The sequence below is a fragment of the Chitinimonas naiadis genome, from assembly GCF_054780835.1.
The window spans coordinates 442,133-461,942 of sequence record NZ_BAAGVO010000007.1 but is presented as its reverse complement, the minus strand read 5'-3'; the positions used below and the strand labels follow the sequence as shown (position 1 = coordinate 461,942).

The 19,810-nt window shown below is 60.2% G+C and carries 18 protein-coding genes; 16 read left to right on the top strand and 2 right to left on the bottom strand.

The genetic code is table 11. The features are described from left to right. Positions 1–16: 16 nt before the first annotated feature. From ppsA to ACYVHK_RS22335, 16 genes are all read left to right on the top strand, one after another. On the top strand, positions 17–2,398 hold the full coding sequence (gene ppsA / locus ACYVHK_RS22410) for a phosphoenolpyruvate synthase (RefSeq protein WP_460536793.1): 2,382 nt from the start codon (positions 17–19) through the stop codon (positions 2,396–2,398). Between the two features lie 135 nt (positions 2,399–2,533). Continuing rightward, positions 2,534–4,186: a CTP synthase gene (locus tag ACYVHK_RS22405; protein ID WP_460536791.1), complete on the top strand. Its 1,653-nt coding sequence runs from the start codon at positions 2,534–2,536 to the stop codon at positions 4,184–4,186. A gap of 133 nt (positions 4,187–4,319) precedes the next feature. After that, on the top strand, positions 4,320–5,615 hold the full coding sequence (eno, locus tag ACYVHK_RS22400) for a phosphopyruvate hydratase (protein WP_460536789.1): 1,296 nt from the start codon (positions 4,320–4,322) through the stop codon (positions 5,613–5,615). A gap of 90 nt (positions 5,616–5,705) precedes the next feature. Beyond that, positions 5,706–6,122, top strand: a complete 417-nt coding sequence (gene ftsB, locus ACYVHK_RS22395; RefSeq protein ID WP_460536787.1) for a cell division protein FtsB — start codon at positions 5,706–5,708, stop codon at positions 6,120–6,122. 26 nt (positions 6,123–6,148) lie between these two features. Further along, positions 6,149–7,957 carry an excinuclease ABC subunit UvrC gene (uvrC, locus tag ACYVHK_RS22390; RefSeq protein WP_460536785.1) on the top strand — a complete coding sequence of 603 codons (1,809 nt, stop codon included), beginning with the start codon at positions 6,149–6,151 and terminating at the stop codon, positions 7,955–7,957. Positions 7,958–7,983: 26 nt separating this feature from the next. Beyond that, positions 7,984–8,556, top strand: a complete 573-nt coding sequence (gene pgsA / locus ACYVHK_RS22385) for a CDP-alcohol phosphatidyltransferase class-I family protein (RefSeq protein WP_460536783.1) — start codon at positions 7,984–7,986, stop codon at positions 8,554–8,556. A gap of 168 nt (positions 8,557–8,724) precedes the next feature. Next, complete coding sequence (gene leuC, locus ACYVHK_RS22380; protein WP_460536781.1) at positions 8,725–10,131, top strand: 3-isopropylmalate dehydratase large subunit; 1,407 nt, start codon at positions 8,725–8,727, stop codon at positions 10,129–10,131. 30 nt (positions 10,132–10,161) lie between these two features. Then, the gene (locus tag ACYVHK_RS22375; protein ID WP_460536779.1) at positions 10,162–10,293 is read left to right on the top strand and encodes an entericidin A/B family lipoprotein; all 132 of its coding nucleotides are present in this window, start codon (positions 10,162–10,164) and stop codon (positions 10,291–10,293) included. Positions 10,294–10,341: 48 nt separating this feature from the next. Next, positions 10,342–10,980, top strand: coding sequence for a 3-isopropylmalate dehydratase small subunit (gene leuD / locus ACYVHK_RS22370; protein ID WP_460536777.1), 639 nt, complete (start codon positions 10,342–10,344; stop codon positions 10,978–10,980). A gap of 29 nt (positions 10,981–11,009) precedes the next feature. Next, a complete protein-coding gene (locus tag ACYVHK_RS22365; protein ID WP_460536775.1) occupies positions 11,010–11,309 on the top strand; it encodes a hypothetical protein in 300 nt (99 codons plus the stop codon). Between the two features lie 2 nt (positions 11,310–11,311). Continuing rightward, positions 11,312–11,794, top strand: coding sequence for a hypothetical protein (locus tag ACYVHK_RS22360; RefSeq protein ID WP_460536773.1), 483 nt, complete (start codon positions 11,312–11,314; stop codon positions 11,792–11,794). Further along, a complete protein-coding gene (gene leuB / locus ACYVHK_RS22355) occupies positions 11,791–12,867 on the top strand; it encodes a 3-isopropylmalate dehydrogenase (RefSeq protein ID WP_460537092.1) in 1,077 nt (358 codons plus the stop codon). The genes ACYVHK_RS22360 and leuB overlap by 4 nt, the downstream gene beginning before the upstream one ends. 247 nt (positions 12,868–13,114) lie before the next feature. After that, complete coding sequence (gene asd, locus ACYVHK_RS22350; protein WP_460536771.1) at positions 13,115–14,224, top strand: aspartate-semialdehyde dehydrogenase; 1,110 nt, start codon at positions 13,115–13,117, stop codon at positions 14,222–14,224. Positions 14,225–14,290: 66 nt separating this feature from the next. Continuing rightward, positions 14,291–16,591: a Tex family protein gene (locus tag ACYVHK_RS22345; protein WP_460536769.1), complete on the top strand. Its 2,301-nt coding sequence runs from the start codon at positions 14,291–14,293 to the stop codon at positions 16,589–16,591. A 247-nt stretch (positions 16,592–16,838) separates the two neighbouring features. After that, positions 16,839–17,441 carry a peroxiredoxin gene (locus tag ACYVHK_RS22340; RefSeq protein ID WP_460536767.1) on the top strand — a complete coding sequence of 201 codons (603 nt, stop codon included), beginning with the start codon at positions 16,839–16,841 and terminating at the stop codon, positions 17,439–17,441. A gap of 120 nt (positions 17,442–17,561) precedes the next feature. Continuing rightward, entirely contained in the window at positions 17,562–18,503 is a 942-nt protein-coding gene (locus ACYVHK_RS22335) for a substrate-binding domain-containing protein (protein WP_460536765.1), read from the top strand. Between the two features lie 5 nt (positions 18,504–18,508). Here the strand turns inward: ACYVHK_RS22335 and ACYVHK_RS22330 are convergent, their stop codons facing one another. Further along, positions 18,509–19,168, bottom strand: a complete 660-nt coding sequence (locus tag ACYVHK_RS22330; protein ID WP_460536763.1) for an energy-coupling factor ABC transporter permease — start codon at positions 19,166–19,168, stop codon at positions 18,509–18,511. Positions 19,169–19,188: 20 nt separating this feature from the next. Next, entirely contained in the window at positions 19,189–19,809 is a 621-nt protein-coding gene (locus ACYVHK_RS22325) for an alpha/beta hydrolase (protein ID WP_460536759.1), read from the bottom strand. Position 19,810 lies beyond the last annotated feature (1 nt).

Sequence of the window (19,810 nt, the reverse complement as noted above, 5' to 3'; positions counted from 1 at the left end):
CTGCAAGGAAACAAAAATGGCAGAGAAGAACGTCATCTGGTTTGACGAGCTGCGCATGACCGACGTAGAGCGAGTAGGCGGCAAGAATGCCTCGCTTGGCGAAATGATCAGCCAGTTGGCCGCTTCGGGCGTACGCGTACCGGGCGGTTTTGCCACGACAGCGGAGGCCTATCGGACCTTCCTCGCCCACGATGGACTGGCCGCCCGGATCGACGCCGCGCTGACAAGCCTGGACGTGGAAAACGTGACCGACCTGCTTCGCGTCGGCAAGGAAATCCGCCAGTGGGTAGTCAACCAGCCGTTCCCGGCAGAGCTGGATGCGGAAATCCGTACCGCCTACGCCAAGATGGAAGCCGACTCCGGCGCGACCATCTCGGTGGCCGTCCGCTCCTCCGCAACCGCAGAAGACCTGCCCGATGCTTCCTTTGCCGGTCAGCAGGAAACCTTCCTCAATATCGTCGGCGTGGACAATGTCCTGCACGCGATCAAGGAAGTTTTCGCCTCGCTGTACAACGACCGCGCTATTTCCTATCGCGTGCACAAGGGCTTCGAACACGCCAACGTGGCCCTGTCGGCAGGTATCCAGCGCATGGTGCGCTCCGACAAGGGCGCGGCCGGCGTGTTGTTCACCATCGATACCGAATCGGGCTTCGATGACGTCGTGTTCGTGACCTCGAGCTACGGCCTGGGCGAGACGGTGGTACAGGGTGCCGTCAACCCCGACGAATTCTATGTCTTCAAGCCCAATGTCAGCGCGGGCAAGCCGGCCATCCTGCGTCGCAACCGCGGCTCCAAGCTTATCAAGATGGAGTTCACGACCGAAGCCGCCGCCGGCAAGTCGGTGCGCACCGTGGACGTACCGGATGTCGACCGCAATGCTTTCTCGATCACCGATGCCGAGGTCGAGGAACTGGCCCGCTACGCGCTGATCATCGAAAAGCACTATGCCCGTCCGATGGATATCGAATGGGGCCGTGACGGCGTGGACGGCAAGCTCTATATCCTGCAAGCCCGCCCCGAGACGGTGAAGTCACAGGAAGCGCGTGTCGATACGCTGCGTCGCTATCGCCTGAACAGCAAGTCCGCCATACTGGCCACCGGTCGCGCCATTGGCCAGAAGATCGGCCAGGGTGTAGTTCGCCTGATCAAGGATGCCAGCGAAATGGATTCGGTCAAGCCAGGCGACGTACTGGTGACCGACATGACCGACCCAGACTGGGAACCGGTGATGAAGCGTGCTTCGGCGATCGTGACCAACCGTGGCGGCCGTACCTGCCACGCCGCGATCATCGCGCGCGAACTAGGCATCCCGGCCGTCGTGGGTTGCGGCGATGCGACCCGCGCGCTCAAGGACGGCGACTATGTCACCGTATCCTGTGCGGAAGGTGATACCGGCAATATCTATGAAGGTAAGCTGGAGATCGAGATCATCGACCTCAAGCTCGACTCGATGCCCAAGAGCCCGGTCAAGCTGATGATGAACGTCGGCAACCCCGAACTGGCATTCGATTTCAGCCATCTGCCCAACGAAGGGGTAGGCCTCGCCCGGCTGGAATTCATCATCAACCGCATGATCGGCATCCACCCCAAGGCCTTGCTGGCTTATCCGAACCTACCGTGGGACCTCAAGCAGCAGGTGGACGAACGGATTGGTGGCTACGCCAGTGCCGTGGACTTCTACGTGGAGAAGCTGGTCGAGGGCATTGCCACACTCGCCGCCGCCTTCTACCCCAAGAAGGTCATCGTCCGGATGTCCGACTTCAAGTCGAACGAATATTCGAACCTGATCGGCGGCCAGAACTACGAGCCGCACGAAGAAAATCCGATGATCGGTTTCCGTGGCGCCTCGCGCTACATCAGCGAATCGTTCCGCGATTGCTTCGAACTGGAAACCCGCGCCATCAAGAAGGTGCGCAACGAGATGGGCCTGACCAACGTCGAGGTCATGATTCCGTTCGTGCGTACGCTCGATGAAGCCCGCAAGGTCGTCGAGCTGTTGAAGGAACAAGGCCTGGAGCGTGGTCGTGATGGGCTGCGCCTGATCATGATGTGCGAGATTCCCTCGAATGCCATCCTGGCCGACCAGTTCCTGGAGCATTTCGATGGCTTCTCGATCGGTTCGAACGACATGACCCAGCTGACCCTGGCACTGGATCGTGACTCGGGCGGCCCGATTGCCAGCCTGTTCGATGAGCGCAATGAAGCCGTGAAGGCCATGTTGTCGATGGCAATCAAGGCCTGTCGCGCACAAGGCAAGTACATCGGTATCTGCGGCCAAGGCCCGTCGGACCACCCCGACTTTGCCAAATGGCTGGTTGAGCAGGGTATCGAGACGGTATCGCTCAACCCGGACACTGTGGTCGAGACCTGGCTCTATCTGGCTAAAGAACTGGGCTAAAACCCCGTCGTTGCTGGCTTGAACCGAAGAGGAGCGTCCTGCGGACGCTCCTTTTTTATTACAAGACAAGGTCGACGCGTTGAGAGGGAGGGACGATCAGGGTAAAATACGGAATTACCACTGGGTGATTCTCACATGACCAAGTTCATATTCGTTACCGGCGGCGTTGTCTCCTCTCTGGGGAAAGGCATCGCCGCCGCGTCACTTGCGGCCATCCTCGAATCCCGCGGCCTCAAAGTCACCATGATGAAGCTCGATCCCTACATCAACGTGGATCCGGGCACCATGTCTCCCTTGCAGCACGGCGAAGTGTTCGTCACCGAAGACGGGGCGGAAACCGACCTCGACCTGGGTCACTACGAGCGCTTCATCCACGCCAAGATGAAGAAGTCCAACAACTTCACCACCGGCCAGATCTATGAGTCGGTCATCAAGCGCGAGCGTCGTGGCGACTACCTGGGCAAGACCGTACAGGTCATCCCGCACATCACCGATGAAATCCGTCTGTTCATCGACCAGGGTGCTGGCGATGCAGAGCTGGCCGTGATCGAAGTTGGCGGCACCGTCGGCGATATCGAATCGCTGCCGTTCCTGGAAGCCATTCGCCAGATGGGTGTGGTTCTGGGTCGTGAAAACACCTGCTTCGTGCACCTCTCCTATGTGCCCTACATTGCAGCGGCTGGCGAGATCAAGACCAAGCCGACGCAGCACTCGGTCAAGGAACTGCGTGAGATCGGCATCCAGCCTGACGTACTGATCTGCCGTGCAGACCGCATGGTGCCGGACGAAGAGAAGCGCAAGATCGCCCTGTTCACCAATGTGTCGGAAAAAGCCGTTGTGTCCTGCCCGGACATGGACAGCATCTACAAGATTCCGCGCGTGCTGAGCGAACAGCATATCGACGACATCATCTGCAAGCAGTTGCAGCTGGAGCTGCCCCCGGCAGACTTGGCGGTGTGGGATCACATTGTCGATGCGATCGACAATCCGAAACAGACCGTCAACATCGCCATGGTTGGCAAGTACGTCGACCTGACCGAAAGCTACAAATCGCTGATCGAAGCGCTCAAGCACGCCGGCATTCATACCGAGAGCGAAGTGAAGATCCACTACGTGGATTCTGAAGAGCTCGAAGGCGGCAATCTTGAGCAGATCAAGAACATGGATGCCATCCTGGTACCGGGCGGCTTCGGCAAGCGCGGCGTGGAAGGCAAGATCCGCGCGGTACAGTACGCCCGTGAGAACAACGTGCCTTACCTCGGCATCTGTCTGGGCATGCAGCTGGCATTGATCGAGTACGCCCGCCACAAGGCTGGCATGGCCGATGCCAACTCGACCGAATTCACGCTGGAAACACCTTACCCGGTCGTGGCACTGATCGACGAATGGGTCAACCACGATGGCAAGATCGAAATCCGCGACGCCAACTCCGACATGGGCGGCACCATGCGCCTGGGTAGCCAGGAGTGCGATCTGGAAGCGGGCTCGCTGGCAGCCCGCGTCTACGGCGCCGAGCGCATCGTCGAGCGTCATCGCCATCGTTACGAAGTGAACAACCACTACTTGCCACGACTGGAAGCAGCAGGCCTCAAGGTCAGCGGTCGGTCCACCGACCCTAACCACCTGTGCGAGACCGTCGAGCTGCCGGACCATCGCTGGTTCTTCGGCTGCCAGTTCCATCCGGAATTCACGTCGACGCCGCGTGACGGCCACCCGATGTTCAAAGCCTATGTCGAAGCCGCGATCGCTTACGCCCGTGAGCATGGTCGCGAAGGTCGTAGCTGCTGATCCTGTAGCAGACCCGGCGATCGGGTCTGCTAATAAAGCACTTGCTTGAATGTTGATGGAGCTTGCCTACAGCAGGTGAGCTCCGCCAAGATCGCCTGATTCGAAACCCCCACATCGCATCAAGGAAATACCGATGAGCGCAATCGTAGAAGTCATCGCCCGCGAGATTCTGGATTCTCGTGGCAACCCGACCGTTGAAGCGGACGTGCTGCTGGAAAGCGGCGTCATGGGTCGTGCCGCCGTACCTAGTGGCGCCTCCACCGGCGAGCGCGAGGCACTTGAACTGCGTGACGGCGACAAGAGCCGCTACCTGGGCAAGGGCGTGCTGAAGGCGGTTGAGCACATCAATACTGAAATCTGCGAAGCCATCATCGGTCTTGATGCCTCGGAACAGGCTTTCATCGACCGCACCATGCTGGATCTCGACGGCACCGAAGACAAGGGGCGTCTCGGCGCCAACGCCATCCTGGCCGTTTCGATGGCCGTCGCCAAAGCTGCTGCAGAAGAAGCAGGCCTGCCGCTGTATCGCTACATCGGCGGCTCCGGCCCGATGGCGCTGCCCGTACCGATGATGAACGTGATCAACGGTGGCGAGCACGCCAACAACAGCCTGGACTTCCAGGAACTGATGATTGTTCCGGTTGGTGCACCGACTTTCCGCGAAGCCATGCGTTACGGCGCAGAAGTGTTCCACAACCTCAAGAAGATCCTGCACGATAAGCACCTGCCTACCCAGGTGGGTGACGAAGGCGGCTTCGCACCGGACGTGGCCAACGCGGAAGAAGCGCTGGAGCTGATCAAGACTGCCGTCGAAAAAGCCGGTTATTCGTTCGGCGGCGACATTGTTATCGCCCTGGACTGCGCGGCTTCCGAGTTTTACGACAAAGCCAGCGGCAAGTACGTGTTCAAGAAGAGCGACAAGCGTGAGCTCACCTCGGCACAGATGGTCGACTACCTCGAAAGCCTGGCCAACAAGTATCCCATCGTCTCCATTGAAGATGGCATGGGCGAGCGCGATTGGGACGGCTGGAAACTGCTGACCGACCGCCTTGGCGCCCGTGTTCAGTTGGTAGGTGACGACCTGTTCGTCACCAACAGCAAGATCCTGGCCGAAGGTATCGCTAAGGGCATCTGCAATTCGATCCTGATCAAGGTCAACCAGATAGGCACCCTGTCCGAGACCCTGCAAGCCGTGGACCTGGCCAAGCGTAATCGCTACACCTCGGTCATGTCGCATCGCTCGGGCGAGACCGAAGACAGCACGATTGCCGACCTGGCCGTCGCCACCAACTGCATGCAGATCAAGACCGGTTCGCTGAGCCGTTCGGATCGTATGGCCAAATACAATCAGTTGCTGCGTATCGAAGAAGAGCTCGGTGATGCCGCTTACTATCCAGGCCGCGAGGCCTTCTACCAGATCAAGAAATAACAGATCTGCGCGGTGGCAATAAGAACAAGGGGCGCTTGAACGCCCCTTGTTTTTTTGCCCAGTCATCGCTTCCCCCCTACAATCGCGGCCATGCGCATTCTCGCCATCATTCTCGCCAGCGTCGTTGTCCTGCTCCAGTGGCCGCTCTGGATCGGCAAGGGCTCGTGGCTGAAGGTATGGCAGATTGAGTCGCAACTGGCCGAGCAGAAGACCCAGAACGCCAAGCTGCAAGGAAGGAATGACGCGCTCGACGCGGAAGTCCGCGACCTGAAGACAGGTAGTGACGCGATCGAGGAGCGTGCCCGCAACGAGCTGGGCATGGTGCGGCAGGACGAAGTGTTCTTCCAGATACTCGAAACCAAGCCTGCACCCGTGCAGGCCCCGGCGCCCGCTGCAGTTGCACCGGCAAGTACACCACCTGCTGTCACGCCCGCTACGGCACCGGCCCCGGTAACGCCGCCTCTCGCCCCCGGCGAGCCTGCTACGACACCAAGCGCCCCCCAATAACGCCGCGACCCCGGTAAAATAACGGCATGTCGCCGTTCGACCCCAAACCCATACTCGCCAGCCTGCCTAATCTGCCAGGCGTCTATCGCTTTATCTCGGGCAAGGGCGACGTGCTGTACGTTGGCAAGGCCATTGATCTCAAGCGACGGGTCTCGTCCTATTTCCAGAAAAATGACCAGTCACCGCGTATCAAGTTGATGCTGGGACAGGTTGCCGATATCCAGACCACGGTCGTGCGCTCCGAAGCGGAAGCGCTGATACTGGAAAACAACCTGATCAAGGCGCTCGGACCGCGCTACAACATCCTGTTCCGCGACGACAAGAGCTATCCCTACCTCGTACTGACCGGCCACCGCTACCCCAGGCTGGCCTACTACCGCGGGGCACTGGACAAGCAGAACCAGTATTTCGGTCCTTTTCCCAATGGCTACGCGGTCAGGGAGAGCATTCAGCTCCTGCAGAAGGTATTCAAGCTGCGCACCTGCGAGGACACGGTATTCGAGAACCGAAGCCGCCCGTGCCTGCTGTTCCAGATCAAGCGTTGCAGCGGACCCTGTGTCGAAGAGATTTCCGACGAGAACTACCGCAGTGATGTCAGCCATGCTACCCAGTTCCTGCAGGGCAAGGCCAACGAACTGCTGGATGTCCTGGATGAGAAGATGAGGCTTGCCGCTGCGGCCTGGCAGTTTGAAGAGGCCGGCGCCTATCGCGACCAGATCCAGGCACTCGCCAAGGTGCAGGAGAAACAGTTCGTCTCCAGCAACGCCAGCGAAACCGACGCCGATATCGTCGCCTGCGCGGTCGAGAACGGCCTGGTCTGCGTCAATCTGGTCATGATCCGCGGTGGCCGCCATGTCGGCGACAAGTCGCTGTTTCCGAGCCACGGAGAGGATTACGACGCACAGGGCGCGCTGGAAGCCTTCCTGGCACAGCATTATCTGGACCGCACGATTCCGCCGGTCATCGTCTGCAATAGCGTCAGCGACAATGCCACCCTGGTCGAACTACTGAGCGCCCAGGCGGGCCGCAAGATCGCCATCGTCTCCAACCCCATCGCCGAGCGGCGGGTATGGCTGGAAATGGCCTTGAAGAATGCCCAACTGGCGATAGGTCAGAGACTGTCGCTGGAATCCACCCAGGTCGGCCGGCTGCAGGCCTTGCAGGAAGCCCTGCAGCTACCCGATAGCGCCCAGCGCATCGAGTGTTTCGACATCAGTCACACGATGGGGGAGGCTACCGTGGCCTCCTGCGTGGTCTACGACAAACTCGGCATGCAGCCCAAGGAATACCGCCATTACAACATCACGGGCATCACCCCCGGCGACGATTACGCAGCGATGCGGCAAGTATTGACCCGGCGCTATGGCAAGATAGCGGCTGGAGAAGGTCTGGCGCCCGACGTCATCTTGATCGACGGCGGTAAAGGCCAGATCGGGGTGGCGGTGGAGGTGATTGAAGAGGTCGGGCTGAGTGGTGCCTTGCTGGTTGGCGTCGCCAAAGGCGAGACCCGCAAGCCTGGACTGGAGCAACTCGTTGTTCCTTCCAGAAACGAAACGCTACAATTGCCGCGCGATTCGGTCGCATTGCACCTGATCCAGACCATCCGCGACGAGGCACACCGCTTCGCCATTACCGGGCACCGCGCCCGCCGGGGAAAGGCAAGGGTCTCCTCCAGCCTTGAAGATATCGCAGGGATTGGAGCCAAGCGCAGGCAAAAACTACTTACCCGGTTCGGCGGCCTGCAAGGCGTCAAGGCGGCCAGTGTCGACGATCTATGCCAGGTGGACGGCATCAATCAGGCGCTCGCTGAAAAAATCTACAACGCACTACACTGAAATCACCTTACGCGGCTTCCCGCCTCATGCCCCTAAATCTCCCCAATCTGCTGACCTGGGCGCGAATCCTGATGATTCCGCTGATCCTGGGTGTCTTCTACTTGCCCGATACCTGGATGCACCCGCTCTGGAAGAACCTGGCCGGTGCAGCGCTCTTCATGCTGGCCGGCATCACCGACTGGTTCGATGGCTGGCTGGCCCGCAAATGGGACCAGCAGTCCCCCTTCGGCGCCTTTCTCGATCCGGTGGCGGACAAGCTGATGGTCGCTGCCGCCCTGATATTGCTGGTCCAGCTAGAGCGCGTCGATGCCTGGCTGGCCGCCATCATCATCGGCCGTGAAATCACCATCTCCGCCTTGCGTGAGTGGATGGCGCAACTAGGGTCGAGCAAGAGCGTCGCCGTCTCCTTCGTCGGCAAGCTCAAGACCACCGCACAGATGGTGGCCATTACCGTCCTGTTGCTGCATGAAAACTTCATACCCGGCCTCGATACCCAGCGCCTGGGCTCCGTCTGCCTGTTCGTGGCTGCACTATTGACCCTATGGTCGATGGGCTACTACCTGCGCATGGCCTGGCCGCAACTGAACGAAAAACAGTAGCTGCGCCTGTCGGTACGCGCCGCATCCCAAGCCCGCTCCAGCTTTCTGCAGCGGGCTTTTTCATGCGTATCAGCCTGACACAGTTGGTTAACCTTCGGCGGTTGCCGGTACGCGTCGCCGCGTGATAAGTTCAATATCCCCCGAATCGCAACTGGCTGTGAAAAAACGATGGCCCAGACCCTCTACGACAAGCTTTGGTATAGCCATGTGGTACACGAAGAAGCAGACGGCACCGCCTTGCTTTATATCGATCGCCACCTGATCCATGAAGTCACCAGTCCGCAAGCCTTCGAAGGGCTGAAGCTGGCTGGCCGCAAGCCATGGCGTATCTCGTCCATCGTGGCGACGGCTGATCACAATACGCCGACCGACCATTGGGATGAGGGTATCAAGGACCCCATTTCCCGCCAGCAGGTCGAGACACTGGACGCCAATATCCGTGAGGTTGGGGCCTTGGCCTACTTCCCGTTCAAGGACAAGGCCCAGGGTATCGTCCACGTGGTCGGCCCGGAGCAGGGTGCCACCTTGCCCGGCATGACCGTGGTCTGCGGCGATTCGCATACCAGCACCCACGGCGCCTTTGCCTGCCTGGCGCACGGCATCGGCACTTCGGAAGTCGAGCATGTCCTCGCCACCCAGACACTGGTCGCCAAGAAATCCAAGGCTATGCTGGTCAAGGTAGATGGCAAGCTGGGAACCGGCGTCACCGCCAAGGACATTGCACTGGCGGTCATTGGCCGGATAGGCACGGCCGGCGGTACGGGTTACGCCATCGAATTCGGCGGCGCCGCCATACGGGACCTGAGCATGGAAGGTCGCATGACCTTGTGCAATATGGCCATCGAGGCTGGCGCCAGGGCAGGCATGGTAGCGGTCGATCAGACCACCATCGACTATCTGCAAGGGCGTCCCTTTGCTCCCAAGGACGAACAATGGGCCAAGGCCACGGACTACTGGCGCACGCTGGTCAGCGATGAAGGCGCCCGGTTTGACGCGGTCGTCGAACTGCACGCCGACGCGATCGCCCCCCAGGTGACCTGGGGCACCTCACCCGAGATGGTCGTGACCGTCAATGATCGCGTGCCGGACCCCGCGTTAGAGGCCGACGCCACCCGCAAGACCGGTATGGAACGCGCGCTGAGCTATATGGGTCTCAGTGCCAATACACCCATTACCGAGATTCCGGTCGACAAGGTCTTTATCGGCTCCTGCACCAACTCGCGTATCGAAGACCTGCGCGCTGCCGCAGCGATCGCCAAGGGCCGCAAGAAAGCAGCCAACGTCAAGCTGGTCCTGGTCGTACCGGGCTCAGGCCTGGTCAAGGTACAGGCCGAGGCCGAGGGTCTCGACAAGGTCTTTACCGAGGCTGGCTTTGAATGGCGCGAGCCAGGCTGCTCCATGTGCCTGGCCATGAATGCCGATCGGCTGGAGCCAGGCGAGCGCTGCGCCTCGACCTCGAACCGCAATTTCGAAGGTCGCCAGGGGCAGGGCGGACGCACCCACCTGGTGAGCCCGGAAATGGCTGCGGCTGCCGCCATTGCCGGTCACTTCGTCGATGTGCGAACTTTTGCCTGAGCACAGACCCTACCAAGGACCTCCATCGCCATGAAACGCATTACGTTAATCGCCCTGATGATCATTGCTGCCGCCCAGCTTGCCGCATGCAACACCATGCAAGGTGTCGGCAAGGACATCAAGAAGGGTGGCGAAGCCATCGAGAAAGCCGCCACCAAGTAGCCGATTCCTACTGCGCTGCGATGCAGCGTGGTTGCAAAGTGAGACACCATGCAAGCCTTTACTTCCTTGAATGCGCTGGTCTGCCCGCTAGACCGGGCCAACGTCGACACGGATGCGATCATCCCGAAGCAGTTCCTGAAGTCGATCAAGCGGTCGGGCTTCGGTCCCAACCTGTTTGACGAGTGGCGCTATCTGGACCATGGCGAGCCAGGCATGGACAACAGCCAACGTGCCATCAATCCGGATTTTGTCCTGAACTTCCCGCGCTATGTCGGCGCGCAGATCTTGCTGGCACGGGAAAATTTCGGCTGTGGCAGCTCGCGCGAGCACGCTCCCTGGGCGCTGGAGGACTATGGCTTCCGGGCGGTGATTGCACCGTCTTTCGCCGATATTTTCTTCAACAATTGCTACAAGAACGGCGTATTGCCCATCGTCCTGCCCGCAGAAGTGGTTGACCAGCTATTTACCGAAGCGGAAGCCCAACCTGGCTACCAACTGGCTATCGACCTGGCCCAGCAGACCGTCACGACCCCGGCCGGCGCAGTGTTCAGCTTCGATATCACCGGCCATCGCAAGCATTGCCTGCTCAATGGCCTGGATGAAATCGGCCTGACGCTGAACCATGCGGACAAGATCAAGGCTTTCGAAGTGCAGCGCCGGGAACAGCAGCCCTGGCTGTTTGCCTGATCGAGGCCGGCATGATCAGGCGGGGCAGTTTGTCTCGGTTTCGTACCCGCCTGCTTTCGCTGCTGCAACGGCATAGCTGGCTTACCTTCCTGCTGATGGGCATCTGCTTCGTCGGCTTCGGCATCGCCTCGCTCAACCTGGTGTCCTTGCTTCGCGCCAATCTCGAGCTGTTCTGGAACTATGGCTGGGATGTCGCCCAGGATGGCGCGCTGGAACAGCTGACCGAACTGACCCTGTTGAGCTACCTGGCCCTGGCGTGCTGGCTGGGATTCAAATGCTGCGAAAAACTGCTGGTGGATAGACTGACCCGCAAGACCGATCAGGATTGACAATGCTGCCCGTGAACCTCTCTGAACTGGAACAGATCAAGCAGGAGTGCCGTGCCCTGGTGCGGCAACGCGCCAAGATTTCGGCCGGCGCCGCCGTCATTCCCATGCCGGGCATGGACATGCTGGCCGACGTATTGGTGTTCTCGACCTTGCTGGAAACCATCAGCGCCCGCTTTGGCCTGTCGCATACCGAACTCGCCAAGCTGGACCCCGCTACCCGCAAATACATTCTGCTGGCGGCCGGCCGTGCCGGCAGTGAACTGATCGGCAAGCTGGTTACCAAGCAGCTGGCCAAACTCATACTGCAAAAAGCAGGGGCACGCCTGATCGGCAAGACCCTGCTGCGCTTTGTGCCCCTTGCCGGCCAGGCAGTCGCCGCCGGCATGAGCTACGGCGTCGTTACCCGACTGGGTGACAGCCATATTGAAGATTGCTACCAGGTTGTCCGGGCTTTGCTCGAACAACCCAAAATGACAGAGGGATAGACATGAAAATCGCCATCCTCCCCGGTGACGGCATCGGCCCGGAAATCGTTGCGCAGGCCGTACGCGTGCTGGATCAACTCAAGGCTGACGGCCTGGCATTCGAGACCGTGACCGTGCCCTTGGGCGGCGCCGCCTACGATCAGTACGGCGAGCCGTATCCTGAAGCCACGCAAACGGCAGTGCGCGCAGCCGACGCTATCCTGCTCGGTGCCGTAGGTGGCCCGCAGTACGACAGCCTGCCGCGCGACAAGCGCCCGGAGCGAGGCCTGCTGGCCATCCGCAAGGACCTGGGCCTGTTCGGCAACCTCCGTCCTGCCATGCTCTACCCGGAACTCGCCGATGCCTCCACTCTCAAGCCAGAAGTCGTCGCCGGGCTCGATATCATGATCGTGCGGGAACTGACGGGGGATATCTATTTCGGCCAGCCACGTGGCATCCATGTCAACGCCGCTGGCGAGCGCGAGGGTTTCAATACCATGCGCTACAGCGAATCAGAGATCCGTCGCATCGCCAAGGTAGCGTTCGATATTGCCCGCAAGCGCAACAAGAAGCTGTGCTCGGTCGACAAGGCCAACGTGCTCGAATGTACCGAGTTCTGGAAAGAGATCGTCATCGACGTCGCCAAGCAATACCCGGACGTCGAGCTGAGCCATATGTACGTCGATAATGCTGCCATGCAGCTGGTTCGCAATCCAAAGCAATTCGATGTGATCGTCACCGGCAATATCTTTGGCGACATCCTGAGTGACGAAGCCTCCATGCTGACCGGCTCGATCGGCATGCTGCCCTCCGCCTCGCTGGATGCCAACAACAAGGGCCTGTACGAACCCTGCCATGGCTCGGCGCCAGATATCGCTGGCAAGGACCTGGCCAATCCACTCGCCACCATCCTGAGCCTTGCCATGATGATGCGCTATACCTTTGCCCGCGAAGATGTCGCACAGCGCATTGAGGGTGCTGTCCAGGCCGTCCTGCGCCGGGGCTACCGCACTGCCGACATCTACGAGCCGGGCACCCAGAAGGTCAGTTGCTCCGGTATGGGCGACGCCGTGGTTGCCGCACTCAAGCAATAAGCCAGGCTTATAAGAACTATAAGCAGGAGATGGATTCTGCAATGGCTCATTCGCCCGCAGAATCCCTTCCTGCCGCAACCCTGGCTAAATACCCATGACGGGCTCGTCATGCGGTAAACTCTTGATTCCTCAACTCGAGGCTTTGATGGCGTATTGCGCCCGGCTCATGGAGCCGCGGGCTGCCAGCAAGTATTGCCGATCCAGGGTATGAGGCTTCACTTAAAACTGGATCATAGGAAACGCAATCATGTTGAAAGTCGGTTTGGTCGGTTGGCGCGGGATGGTCGGTTCCGTGCTGATGCAAAGAATGCGCGAAGAGAATGACTTCGCCCATGTGGACCCGGTGTTCTTTACCACCTCGAATGTCGGCGGTGCAGGCCCTGATGTTGGCCGCGGCAGTGCGCCACTCAAGGACGCGAAGTCCATCGCAGACCTGAAGGGCATGGACGTCATCATCACCTGCCAGGGTGGTGACTACACCACCGAGATCCATCCGCAACTGCGCGCTGCTGGCTGGAATGGCTACTGGATCGACGCCGCCTCCACGCTGCGTATGGCAGACGGTGCGGTGATTGTGCTGGACCCCATCAACCTTGATGGCATCAAGACCTCGATTGCCAAGGGTGGCAAGGACTTCATCGGTGGTAACTGCACCAACTCCATCCTGTTGATGGGCGTGGGTGGTCTGTTCAAGGCGGGGTTGGTGGAGTGGGTTTCGTCCATGACCTACCAGGCTGCATCGGGCGGCGGTGCGCAGCACATGCGCGAGTTGCTGACCCAGATGGGTGCCCTGAATGCGTCGGTTGCCCATCTGCTCGAAGATCCGGCATCGGCCATCCTGGAAATCGATCGTCGCGTGGCAGAAACCATGCGCGCGGACAGCCTGCCGACCGAACACTTCGGTGCACCGCTGGCGGGTAGCCTGATCCCCTGGATCGACAAGCAACTCGACAATGGTCAATCCAAAGAAGAATGGAAGGGCCAGGCCGAGGTCAACAAGATCCTGGGCAACAGCAAGGCGATTCCGGTAGATGGCCTGTGTGTGCGTATCGGTGCCATGCGTTGCCACAGCCTCGCGCTGACACTCAAGCTGAACAAGGACTTGCCGCTTGCCGAGATCGAATCGCTGATCAAGGGCAACAACCAGTGGGTCAAGTTTGTCCCCAATGACCGAGCCGTCACCGTCCAGGAACTGACGCCGACCGCCGTTACCGGCAAGCTCGATATCGCTGTCGGCCGCGTCCGCAAGCTGAACATGGGTCCCGAGTATGTATCGGCTTTCGTGTGCGGTGACCAGTTGCTGTGGGGTGCCGCCGAGCCGCTGCGTCGTACCTTGCGCATACTGCTCGACAAATAATCCTCTCTGTATCAAACCCCTACGGCCCGGCGTCTGACGTCGGGCCGTGCCTTTCCAGATTGCCCCATGCTGCCATCCATCGAACTCCGTATCGCTCAGGAACTCAATTGCCACGCCAGCCAGGTCACCGCAACGGTCACCCTGCTGGACGAGGGTGCCACCGTCCCGTTTATCGCGCGTTACCGCAAGGAAGTCACCGGCGGCCTGGATGACACGCAGCTGCGCCATCTGGAAGAACGCCTGCGCTACCTGCGGGAGCTGGAAGAACGGCGTGCCGCCGTGGTGGCATCGGTGCAGGAGCAGGGCAAGCTGACGCCGGAGCTGCATGCCGAATTCCTCGGTGCCGACAACAAGCAACGGCTGGAAGATCTCTACCTGCCCTACAAGCAAAAGCGCCGTACACGGGCCCAGATCGCCCGCGAGGCAGGTCTGGCATCATTGGCCGAGGCCTTGCTCGCCAACCCGACCCTGAACCCGGAGGCTGAAGCCACGGCCTACCTGAGCGAAGAGAAGGGGGTGCCGGATACCAAGGCCGCCCTGGATGGCGCACGGCATATCCTGATCGAGCAGTATGCGGAGGACGCGACGCTGCTAGGCGAGTTGCGGGAAATGCTCTGGAGCCGCGCCGAGATCGTCGTCAGCCTGGCCGATGAGGCCAAACGCGAAGAGGGCACCAAGTTTGCCGACTATTTTGATCATCGCGAGCCGCTGGCCAAGGCCCCTTCGCATCGCGTGCTGGCCATACTGCGCGGCCGTAACGAAGGCGTACTGAACTTCACGCTCGTCCTTCCCGAGGAGGCCGAACCGGTACCCGGGCGCGCCAGCGTGGGCGAAACCCGTGTCGCCATGCGTTTCAATATCCGCGACCAGGGCAGGGCGGCGGACCGTTGGCTGCTCGACGGAGTGCGGCTTGCCTGGCGCGCCAAGATATTCCTGTCACTGGAAGTCGAGCTGACCAACCGCATCCGTGAAGCAGCAGAAGGCGATGCGATCAAGGTTTTCGCCAGCAATCTCAAGGACTTGCTGCTGGCTGCACCGGCAGGCCCACGTGCCACACTCGGCCTCGATCCGGGCCTGCGTACCGGCGTAAAGGTGGCGGTGGTGGATCGCACCGGCAAGCTGGTGGCAACCGACACCATCTATCCGCACGTGCCGCGCAACGACTGGAATGGCAGCCTGCACTCCCTGGCTCGCCTCGCCAAGCAGTATCAGGTCGAGTTGATCGCCATCGGCAACGGCACGGCCAGCCGTGAGACCGACAAGCTGGCAGCCGAGCTGATCAAGCTGCATCCGGAACTCAAGATGCAGAAGATCGTGGTGTCGGAAGCCGGCGCTTCGGTGTATTCCGCATCCGAACTCGCAGCCAAGGAATTCCCGGCACTGGATGTCAGCCTGCGTGGCGCGGTATCGATTGCCCGCCGCCTGCAGGACCCACTGGCCGAGTTGGTGAAGATCGACCCCAAGGCGATCGGGGTTGGCCAGTACCAACATGACCTGAACCAAGGGGAGCTGGCACGCTCGCTCGACGCCGTGGTGGAGGATTGTGTGAACGCCGTCGGTGTAGATGTGAACATGGCCTCCAGCGCCTTGCTGGCCCGGGTATCCGGCCTGACACCCACGCTGGCAGCTAATATCGTCGCCCATCGTGACGCCAATGGCGCTTTTCTGAGCCGCACCGATCTCAAAGCGGTACCGCGGCTCGGCGACAAGACGTTTGAACAGGCTGCGGGCTTCCTGCGGGTCATGAACGGTAGTAACCCCCTTGATGCCTCGTCCGTGCACCCGGAAGCCTATCCGGTGGTAGAGAAGATTCTGCTCAACAGTCGCCGTGATATGAAGTCGGTCTTGGGGGACTCGAGCTTCCTGAAGCAACTCAATGCCAGCGAATACACCGATGAGCGCTTTGGCTTGCCGACCGTACGCGACATTCTGGCGGAACTCGACAAGCCCGGCCGCGATCCGCGCCCGGAGTTCAAGACAGCCAATTTCCAGGATGGCGTGGAAGATATCAAGGACTTGCAACCCGGCATGATCCTGGAAGGGGTCGTCAGCAATGTGGCTGCCTTTGGCGCCTTCGTTGATATCGGTGTGCACCAGGACGGGTTGGTGCATGTCTCTGCCTTGGCGAACAAGTTCGTCAAGGACCCGCGCGACGTGGTCAAGGCGGGTGATGTCGTCAAGGTGAAGGTGCTGGAAGTGGATGTGAAGCGCCAGCGCATCGCCCTGACCATGCGGCTGGACGATACGCCGAGTGCCGAGCCACGCGGGAATTCACGATCGCCCGCAGCCACCGGCCAGAAGCGTCAGGAGCGACAGCCGCAGGCCGATACGGCGATGGCGTCGGCCTTTGCCGCGCTTAAGCGCTGATTCCGATTCCCGCAGCGTCATGCGCTTGCAACGGCGCTGAGGGACATTGCGACAGATCGGTCCTCAAGGCGCGGTTACGGTCATGCCGAGTGATGGCATGGTAGCTACCGGTGCAAGACCCATCTTAAGTGATTGATCATGTCGATAGGTGTTATCTATTGCAATGTTGTACTGATTCAATTGGACGCAACGCCGCATCAGGCCTAAATTTGAGCGTCTTTGTCTAACCTAAATCAGGAGAACCGATATGGCCGTCCTCGTAAACAAGCAAGCACCGGATTTCACCGCAGCTGCAGTACTGGGCAATGGTGAGATTGTCGAGAACTACACTTTCAGTGCAGCGACCAAGGGCAAGTACGCAGTCGTGTTCTTCTACCCGCTGGACTTCACCTTCGTCTGCCCGTCGGAACTGATCGCCTTCGACCATCGCGTTGAAGAGTTCAAGAGCCGCAATGTGGAAGTGATCGGCGTGTCGATCGACAGCCAGTTCACCCATAGCGCCTGGCGTAACACCCCGGTGGACAAGGGCGGTATCGGCCCGGTTCGCTACACGCTGGTAGCCGACGTCAAGCACGAAATCTGCAAGGCGTTCGATGTCGAGCACGCTGATGGCGTTGCCCTGCGCGGCTCCTTCCTGATCGACAAGAACGGCGTGGTTCAACACCAGGTCGTGAACAACCTTCCCCTGGGTCGTGATATCGATGAAATGCTGCGCGTCGTCGACGCCCTGCAGTTCACCGAAGAACACGGCGAAGTCTGCCCGGCAGGCTGGAACAAGGGTAAGGCCGGCATGAAGGCCGACGCTGCAGGTGTTGCCAAGTACCTGGCAGAGAACGCCGGCGCGCTGTAATCAAGGTCCGCCGCAGTTCAGAAACCCCGCCCAAGGCGGGGTTTTTTATTGCCTGTCAAAGCCTTGGAGAACAGCTACATTTAAATCAGCGACGATAAGAACCTATAAGAGGTGACAGGCATGGTTTGCAGATTTGTCGCTTGGGCAGCCTGGCTGGCTGCGGCCGGGTTTGCGTCAGCGGTGGATAAGCCACGCCCGCTCGGCTCTATTGCCCTCAGTATCGCCTCACTGGAAAATCCGTTCTATGTTGCACTCGTCAAAGGGGCAGAGGCCAAGGCGCGCAATATCAATCCATCGGTCAAACTGACGACCCTGGCCAACGAGTATTCGGCAGATCGACAGATCGCCCATATCCAACAATTGATCGCCCAGCGCGTTGACCTGATCCTGATCACCGCCGCAGATCGCCGCAAAATCGCCGACACCGTTGCAGCAGCGCGGGCAGCCGGGATCATCGTCGTGGCAGTGGATGTCGAGGCGGATGGCGCAGACGCCTATGTGCGGACCGATAGCCGACAGGCCGGGGAGCTGGCCTGCACCTTCCTGGCCAATGCACTCAAGGGGCAGGGCAGCCTGATTATGCAGAATGGTCCGCAGATTTCCTCCGTTACCGACCGCATTGCGGGCTGTCACGATGCCTTGCATCACTATCCCGGCATCAAGGTGCTGTCGGACACGGAGGATGGCAAGGGATCGCGCTGGGGCGGCATGCAGTTGATGCTGGCCCATCTGAAGCGCTTCCCCACGGTCGACGCCGTTTTTACCGTCAACGACCGCCAGGCCATCGGCGCCGATATGGCAGCAAGACGCATGGGAAAGCGGCAGTTGTTGATTGCCTCGGTCGACGGCGCTCCCGATATCGAACAGGCCCTGAAGTCCGACAGCCTGATCCGAGCCTCCGCCAGCCAGGACCCTTACCAGATGGCAGACCGGGCCGTACTGGTGGGTTATGAACTGCTGCAGGGAAAACGGCCAGCCAAGGCGACCTTGCTCATGCCGACCAGCCTGGTGACCCGCGATAATGTCATGCAGTACCGGGGCTGGAGTTGGGGCGGGCGTTAGCTGCGTCAGCCTTGCAAATAGGCCTGGTCGTCAAAACTTTCCACCCACTGAGGTCGATAGATCACCAGCACCGCCATGACCATGCCAGTCGTAAAGGCCTCCGACCAACTGAACAGCAGGTAGTAGGGCAGGGCCTCATCGATCAGATAGTCCAGGGCATAGCTGCCGATCAGGGCATGAAAACTCAACAGACCGAGGGCTGCAGTGCAGAAACTGATCGCCGCGCCAAAGAAGGCATTGGCAAAGAAATAGCTGAAATAGTTCGTTGGCAGGTAGCGCCGACTGAGCCGCAATAGACACTCTGCCACCAATACCGCCGGCAAAGGCCCCAGCAGCCAGCTCCAGCCCGCACTCAGCCAATCGCCGCTACCATTGGCACAACTGGCCAACACAACGGCGGCAAGACCAAGCAGGGCTTTGTCGCGTCCCGCGATCAGGGTAAGCGCAGATGCCCCCAGTAAATGGAAGCTGATGCCGGGTTTGACACTGGCAGCAAACTGCCACAGCACGGCGATCAGCGTGCTGGCCCCGAGCCAACCCGTCAGTTGCGCCTGGGGCAGGCTACGCCAGGCAATCTGGCGAGACCGCCATGCCAGGACAGCCACGACCAGGGCGTTGCCGACCCATAGCAGCGTGGGGGAGAACAGGTCAGCGCGTAATTGCATGGCAGACTCTTGAGCCGGAATCAGAAACTGCGGTTGACGATATCGGTCAGCAAGGGCAGTTTGCCGTGAAAGAAGTGACCCGCACCGGGGACGACAACCAGCGGGAGGCTTTGCGGCCGGGCCCAATCCAGTGCGGCAGCCAGCGGGGCAACGTCGTCCTGCTCGCCATGAACGACCAGCGTGTCAGCCGGCACGGTCGGGAAGGCCCACTTGCTGGTCGCTGGTGCAATCAGTACCAGACGGCTTATCTCACCTTCTGCCAGGCGCGCCCGCAGCTGCGACTGCACAAAGGTGCCGAAGGAGAAACCAGCGAGGATCACGGGCAAGCCAGGATAGGCATTGCGCGCATAGTCCAGCACTGCGGCCATGTCATCGACCTCTCCCGCGCCAAAGTCATGCTCGCCCTCGCTATTGCCCACGCCACGCAGGTTGGGGCAATAGGCGGCGTAGCCCTGGCGCGAAAACACCTTCGCCAGTGTCTGCACGACCTTGTTGGTATTGGTACCGCCCTGAGTCGGATTGGGGTGGGCGATCAGGACCACCCCCCGAACGCCCTCATCGAGCGCACTGTCGAGCAGCAGGGTATCCAGCCGGCCTTGCGGACCAGGAATATCAACAGTCTGAAATTGCGGTGACTTCATC